The organism is Peptoniphilus sp. HCN-40583, from assembly GCF_037892835.1.
Classification (GTDB): Bacteria; Bacillota; Clostridia; order Tissierellales; family Peptoniphilaceae; genus Aedoeadaptatus; species Aedoeadaptatus rachelemmaiella.
This window is the reverse complement of record NZ_JBBKBU010000045.1, coordinates 1-6482: the sequence shown is the minus strand read 5'-3', so window position 1 is coordinate 6482 and position 6482 is coordinate 1. Positions and strand designations below refer to the sequence as shown.

The 6482-nt window shown below is 53.8% G+C and carries 7 protein-coding genes; 2 read left to right on the top strand and 5 right to left on the bottom strand.

Annotated elements, in window-relative coordinates; genetic code table 11:
• Positions 1–22: 22 nt before the first annotated feature.
• From WKT05_RS10430 to murJ, 4 genes are all read right to left on the bottom strand, one after another.
• Positions 23–451 carry a DUF3021 domain-containing protein gene (locus WKT05_RS10430; protein ID WP_340414043.1) on the bottom strand — a complete coding sequence of 143 codons (429 nt, stop codon included), beginning with the start codon at positions 449–451 and terminating at the stop codon, positions 23–25.
• A 10-nt stretch (positions 452–461) separates the two neighbouring features.
• Positions 462–902, bottom strand: a complete 441-nt coding sequence (locus WKT05_RS10425; protein ID WP_340414042.1) for a LytTR family DNA-binding domain-containing protein — start codon at positions 900–902, stop codon at positions 462–464.
• 116 nt (positions 903–1018) lie between these two features.
• The gene (locus WKT05_RS10420) at positions 1019–1324 is read right to left on the bottom strand and encodes a hypothetical protein (protein ID WP_215506569.1); all 306 of its coding nucleotides are present in this window, start codon (positions 1322–1324) and stop codon (positions 1019–1021) included.
• Between the two features lie 15 nt (positions 1325–1339).
• Complete coding sequence (gene murJ / locus WKT05_RS10415) at positions 1340–2902, bottom strand: murein biosynthesis integral membrane protein MurJ (protein WP_340414041.1); 1563 nt, start codon at positions 2900–2902, stop codon at positions 1340–1342.
• A 98-nt stretch (positions 2903–3000) separates the two neighbouring features.
• Between murJ and WKT05_RS10410 the strand changes: the two genes are divergently transcribed.
• Both WKT05_RS10410 and WKT05_RS10405 read left to right on the top strand, forming a co-directional pair.
• Positions 3001–3885, top strand: coding sequence for an N-acetylmuramoyl-L-alanine amidase family protein (locus tag WKT05_RS10410; RefSeq protein ID WP_340414040.1), 885 nt, complete (start codon positions 3001–3003; stop codon positions 3883–3885).
• Between the two features lie 9 nt (positions 3886–3894).
• Positions 3895–4689, top strand: a complete 795-nt coding sequence (locus WKT05_RS10405; RefSeq protein WP_340414039.1) for an AIM24 family protein — start codon at positions 3895–3897, stop codon at positions 4687–4689.
• A 38-nt stretch (positions 4690–4727) separates the two neighbouring features.
• Here WKT05_RS10405 and WKT05_RS10400 read toward each other — a convergent pair whose 3' ends face one another.
• Positions 4728–6371, bottom strand: coding sequence for a DUF1343 domain-containing protein (locus WKT05_RS10400; protein ID WP_340414038.1), 1644 nt, complete (start codon positions 6369–6371; stop codon positions 4728–4730).
• Between the last annotated feature and the right edge of the window lie 111 nt (positions 6372–6482).

Genomic DNA, 6482 nt, shown 5'->3' with positions numbered 1-6482 from the left:
ACCGCCGTTGTGGCGGCGGCTTTTATTTCAGTTGTCGATTCATTTTTTCCACCATACGCTTTTCCTTAAAGTAGATGGCGATCCAAATGATGAAGTAGATTGCGGCAAAGGAGAGGACGGAATAAAGGGCCGAGGTCGGGTCTGTGAACCACTTTAGGTAAAATCCCACGAAGACAAAGTAGACGAGAAGGATGAAAAAGTGCAGGCCATGCATGAGGTAGAATGCGCCTTTCTTGCTTTTACAAAATTCGCCGCACAGATAGGACACGAGGCCGAAGCCACCGTAGCAGAGGCACTGAATGATTTTCGCATAACCGGGTGTGACGGTATCGACAAAATCCGGCACGCCGACGATGTTTACGCCCAAGGCAATGGAGATAAAGGCTTCGATAAGGGCGCCGATGCCTACGCCGCCCAAAAAAGAGAAGAACGCATTTCTTAAAGTTTTCATAAGACACCTCCTAGAGTCCCAGGGCTTCTTTAAAGGCCCGCAGGTTTCGCCGAGATACGTAAACCACGTCGCCGTTTTTCATTTCCACGGCGATGGTTCCCGTAAAGCTTAAATCCAATTTCTTCACGTAATCTAAATTAATGATGTCGAAGCGGGATATGCGCAAAAAGCGGTGGGCCCTGAGTCGGTCCTCGCAAGCGGCAAGGCTCAGCCTGAGGCGGTAGATCTCGCCCCCCGCCACGGCGTAAACCGATTTGTCTTGGGCATAGATCCGCAGGGTATCGTCGTAGTCCAGGAGAAAGACCTCTTCGTCTTTCAGCCCCACCAACTTTTCGATGGCTGCCGTATTTAATGCCTCTCGTAGTTTTTCCACTTCTTCCGTCATGGTCCGGGTGTAAATTTTCACCGACGGCTGCTCGTAAGCGTCGTCTAAAATGATTTCGACCTTCATGTCGCACCTCCTGCGTTTATAGTAATCCATGGGGCGGATAATTTCCGCTGTTTTTCGACAAGCGGTATCTTTTTTCTCCCGAGCGGTACAAAAAAGGGCACCCGCAGGTGCCGCAATTATATTTCCATGACGCCGTTGGTCACAAAGAGCCGGGTCACGCCTAAGAATTTTTCCGCATCGATGATGATGCAGTCTCCCTCCACTTCGGTGTAGTAGGGGTAGTACACGTCCACGCCGCGATCCTCGCACTTTTTGTAGACGATGGGATCTTTCTTCGGCAGGCCCTTGGACACGGTGGCGCTCATAACATCAGCGACACCGCAGCAGGCCATCTCCGGCGTATCCACGGAGAGGGCGGTGATGTTTTTCTTTTTTACATAGGCCATGGCGGCGTCGGTTAAGCGAGCGCTGGTTGCTTTCATGGGTATCCTTTCTGTTTATGCGATTTTTTTCTTCATGAATTTAATGGCCACGATTTTTTTAATGTCCTTTACTTCTTTTAAGCCCAAGAGATCCAGGATAAAGAAGTAGAGTACGGAGGAAAGGGCCACGGTGAGGCTGAAGAGGATGAGTTTGACGGCGTTGCCGACATTGCCTAAAAGGCCGAGGCCGCCGAAATAGAAGTAGTAGGCGAAGGCCCCCATAATCACCGAGGCGATGACGGTTTTTACGGTGATCTTCACATAGCTTCGCATGCCGATGTGACCGATTTTCTTTCTCAGCATGGTGAAGGAGAACCAGGTGACCACGGTTTGGGCGATGGACACGGAAAGTGCCAGGCCGTTGATGCCCATGGTGCGTACCAAAATCAAGTTGCATCCCACGTTAAAGAGCACGTTGACCACGCCGAGGTAGAAGGGGGTCTTCGTGTCTTCCAAGCTATAGAAGACCCGGTTTTGCACATTGTTCACGGAGATGGACACGAGGGCCAAGGTGTAGAAGCGGAGGCAAATTGCCGTGGCATCGGCATCGGCTTGGGTGAAGACGCCGCGCATAAAGGCGAGCTCCACAATGGGCTGTGCCAGGACGATAAGCCCGGCCATGGCGGGAATGGTGATGAGGAGTACGGAGCGCACGGAGCCGTTCATGATCCGCTTGCCTTTTTCCATTTCTCCTTCGTCGAAGGCCTTGCTCATGGCGGGATAGATCACCGAGGTAATGGCGGTAATAAAGATCCCGATCACGAGCACGTTCAGCTTGTTGGCGTAGTCCAGGCGGCTCATGGAGCCGGAGGCGAGGCCCGATGCCAATGCCCGGTTGACCAAGGTGTTAATGTTGTTGACGCTAACCGTAATAATGGCGGGAATGGCCAAGAGCAGGGTCTGCTTCGTGTGCTCGTCTTTTAGATCCAGCATGGGCTGAAAGCGGTAGCCCACCCGGTGGGAGCCGTACCAAACGCAGATGTATTCCGCCACGACGGCGAGAACGGAAACGATGGTAAGGCCGTAGATGCCGAATTTCGTGGAGAAGATCATAAGGTAGCCCAGATACACCAGGTTCAACCAAATGGGCACCGATGCGGCGATGCCGAAGCGGTTGTGGAAGTGTAAATAGCCGGTGAAGATCCCCTCGTAGGCGGAAAAGACAATGACGGGCATGCCCAGTTGAATGAGCTGCACCGTAAGGGCCTTGGTCCGCGGATCGAAGCGGGGGCCGACGAGCATGGTCAGAAGGGGCGCCCCCACAATGCCTAAAATCATGATTAAAATCGTAAGCAAACTTACGATGGAAAAGATGTTGTTGGTAAATTTATGCTTGCCTTCTTCTCCGTATTTGGAAAAGACCGACTGCAAACTGGGGATAAAAACGGTACTGATCCCCATGACGATGTACATACTCACCGTCGACGTTGCCGATTGGGCGGCGACGAATGCGTCTTTTTCAAAACCCGCCCCGAATATGGCGGCCACCATGGACTCACGGACGAAGCCCATCATTTTTCCGATGAGGGAAAATAAAATAATGAGCACCGTGGATTTGGCGATGGATGTCTTCTTCATACTGCCTCCTTACAAAGCTACATTATACCAAATGAAGAGGCGAGGAACTCAAAAGTTTTCCAAAGATCTATGGTAAAATGGGAGAAAAGGAGCGATTTATGAGAAAATGGATTATCGGTGCCATCCTTCTCCTTCTCGTGACGGCCGTGGGCCTGAAAATTTATGCCGCAAAAACGGAAGCGGCCCTTACCCGCCAGGTAAAACAGGAACAGGCGCGGCGCGAAGAAAGAGAAGAGGCCCGAAAAAAAGAAGCGGCGAAGAAAACGCCGCCGAAGGAAGTGAAAAAAGAACCGTCTGCCCCGGCCGAGGCGCCGAAAGAGAATCCGCCTCAAGCGCAAACGCAGGTTCCTGCCGGCACGGGCCCCATCGTCGCCATTGACGCCGGCCATCAGGCCCACGGCAATCCGGAGAAAGAAACCATCGCCCCCTCGTCCAATGAAATGAAGGCGAAGGTAACTGACGGCACCCGCGGCGTGGCCACGGGCATCTACGAATATGAATTTAATCTGACTTTCAGCCGCTGCCTGAAGCAAAAGCTGGAATCGGCGGGCTACCGCGTGGTGATGATTCGCGATTCCAACGACGTGGATCTTTCCAATCAGGCGCGGGCGGCCATCGCCAATGATTCCGGGGCGGATGTGTATTTGAGGATTCACGCCAACGGCGGGCCGAGGGCGGTTTCAGGCATCGAGACCTACTATCCGTCGAAAAATAATCCCGACGTGGGCCATTTAAGCGACGCATCCATGCGCCTTTCGGAGCTGATTTTAAGCGAAATGGCCGCCGCCACCTCGGCGAAGCCCCGCGGGGCCATCGCAAGAGACGATTTAACGGGCACCAATTTCGCCCATATGCCCACGAGCCTCATCGAGTGCGGCTACATGTCCAATCCCGAGGAAGACAAAAAACTCAACGACCCCAATTACCAAGAGGCCATGGCCTTAGGCATATTGCGGGCCCTGAATCGCTATTTCCAAAGATAAGGAGCGACTATGTTTACCATCCACAATTTTACCGACAACGACGACATTCGCATTGTAGAAGAAAAAGGACCCTTCCAAGTCCTGGAATACAAGCGGGATCTGTCCGTGCGCAGAGAAGAGGCCATGGAGGCCTACTTCGCTTCTCAAATGAATGTAAGAAAGCGGCAAGTGTACTGCGATCTTTCCAAGGGCGATGTCACCGTCCAACCCGGAGCCATGCAATGGATGCTGGGGGATGTGAAGGCCACCACGGGAATTAAGGGCGCCAAAGACTTTTTCGGCAAGGCCGTAAAGGGTAGCCTCTCCGGCGAAAGCGCCATTAAGCCGGAATACACGGGCACGGGACGCTTGTGCCTCGAGCCCACGGATGTGTATATCCTACTGGAAGACCTCGCCGATTGGAACGGCGCCATCATCTTAAAAGACGGCCTTTTTATGGCCTGTGACGGAAAACTCGAGCAAAAAGTCGTGGCACGCACCAATGTCTCCTCCGCTTTCGGCGGCATGGGCCTGTTTAATCTGAGCCTCAAAGGCGACGGCGTCGTGTGCCTCGAATCTCCTGTGCCGAGGGAAGAGCTCATCGTCATCGATCTCGTCGACGACGTGCTGAAAATCGACGGCAATTTGGCCCTGGCCTGGTCCAACAGCTTGGAATTTACCGTGGAGCGAAGCGGCAAAAGCTTAATCGGTTCCGCCGCCAGCGGCGAAGGCCTGGTCAATGCCTATCGAGGCACGGGCCGGGTGATTATGGCGCCGGTGAAGGATGTGCGCCGGCAATTGCAAGATGCCGTGAAAAACGATTAACGCCATGTAAAAAGCCTCCGATGTTTCGGAGGCTTCTTTTATTTGTAAAGTAAATAGGCTTGTCGTTGGGCTCTAAAGGCGTTTACGTCTTTTTCATAGGCCTTCACCATGGCTTCCGGCGAGGTTCTCGCCCGGAAGAGGTTGGCGATTTCTTCCGATCCCTGAATGAGATAGAACATGGAGTAGGGCTTTTTGCAGGCGGGCACATTGATGGGCCGCATTTGATTGGCCACAGCCAGAGTGTAGATCCCGGTGCGGGCCGGATTAAATCGGTGGGGATCCGTGATCTTCACCCGTACGCCGCCCCTTGCGCCTTTCGGTGCGGGAACAAAGGTGACGCCGGGCAAATTCGATGCGTTGAGCCGGCGGGCGTATTCGTTGGAATCGATGTTTCTGCCGCCAACCCAGTGGAAGTATTCGCTTTGGCCGATGCCGGTTTCCTCGCCGCTTCCCGTGGCCATGTATAAAAAGGCGCTTTCCAAATTAGGAATGTTCGGGCTGGTTTGAGCGAAGGGCAGGCCCGTGTCTTGCCATACCATGCTGCGGGTCCAGTTTTTCATAGGCACCACGGTGAGGTCGGCGCCGATTTCCCGATTAAAGAACTGCCCCAATTCCCCGACGGTCATGCCGTGGGCCATGGGAATTTTGTCGATACCCACAAAGGATTTGAAGCGGGTCTCCCGGAGGAAGCCTTCCACGATTTCGCCGCCCAGAGGATTGGGCCGATCCAAAACCAGGATGGGAATGTTGTTTTCCTTCGCCGCGACCATGGCGTTTTGCAGGGTGGAGATGTAGGTGTAGGTCCTCGCGCCGATGTCCTGCATGTCGTAGACCAAGACGTCCACGCCCTTAAGCATGTCGCGGGAGGGCTTTCTCGTCGGGCCGTAGAGGCTGTAGACGGGCAGGTTCATCTTCCCATCGAAGTAGCTCGCCACATAGGCGCCGGCGGTTTGTTTGCCGTCGAGGCCGTGTTCCGGACTGTAAAGGGCCACGAGCTTTGCGCGGGGATAGGCCTTGATTTTTTCCGCTACGGGGATGCCATTGGCATCGACCCCCGTTTGATTGGTAATGAGGCCCACGCGCTTGTTGTCGATTAAATTGTTGTATTCCGTAAGGAGCCGTTCGTTCCCTAAAATCACCCGGCCTCGAGGCGCCTCAGGGGTCGGTTTCGGCGCAGGCACCGGCTTTTTTTCCGCGGCTTTCGTCGTAATCACCGCTTCATTTCTCGCCGCGTCGTAGCTGACGTCGAAACCTAAAATCACGCCCAAGCTTCTCAGGCGGAAGTAGTTAAAATCCTTAATATTATAGGCGGTTTCCACAAGCTTCGCGGGATGCTCGCCGATGACCGTGAGCTGCATTTGCCGCCCCAAAGCCCGCTCCCGCGCTCCGCCAATTTGATCCCCGGGGATGGGGGTGTAAGTCTTGGTGCAATCGATGGTTATCTGTTTGCTGTTTCCCGCAAGGTCGAAATCCACCTTGCCTTGAAGGGCGCGAGCCAGATCCCGGAGGCGGTAGTGGTTGTAGCCGCCGATATTATAGCCCCGCACCTTGGTCAGCTCGCCATCGATGCGAAGGGCCTGGGGACTTTTCACCGCCTGGGCCCCTTTGGCTTGGGCCGCTGCGGGAATCATCGCCATTAAAAAAATAAGCAGAAAGATGCTGCGTTTAAAAAATTTCTTCATGTTCTCTCCTTTCTCCCTCTATTATAAATCATGGGCCGGGGATTTTTCCCCGCTCTTAACGATGACTTGGATTTGACACATTTAAAAAACCTCCGCACAGAAGCGGAGGTC

Coding starts and splice junctions, on each gene's coding strand:
- WKT05_RS10420 (WP_215506569.1), bottom strand. CDS start 1,324: ATGAAAGCAACCAGCGCTCGCTTAACCGACGCCGCCATGGCCTATGTA.
- WKT05_RS10400 (WP_340414038.1), bottom strand. CDS start 6,371: ATGAAGAAATTTTTTAAACGCAGCATCTTTCTGCTTATTTTTTTAATG.
- WKT05_RS10405 (WP_340414039.1), top strand. CDS start 3,895: ATGTTTACCATCCACAATTTTACCGACAACGACGACATTCGCATTGTA.
- murJ (WP_340414041.1), bottom strand. CDS start 2,902: ATGAAGAAGACATCCATCGCCAAATCCACGGTGCTCATTATTTTATTT.
- WKT05_RS10425 (WP_340414042.1), bottom strand. CDS start 902: ATGAAGGTCGAAATCATTTTAGACGACGCTTACGAGCAGCCGTCGGTG.
- WKT05_RS10410 (WP_340414040.1), top strand. CDS start 3,001: ATGAGAAAATGGATTATCGGTGCCATCCTTCTCCTTCTCGTGACGGCC.
- WKT05_RS10430 (WP_340414043.1), bottom strand. CDS start 451: ATGAAAACTTTAAGAAATGCGTTCTTCTCTTTTTTGGGCGGCGTAGGC.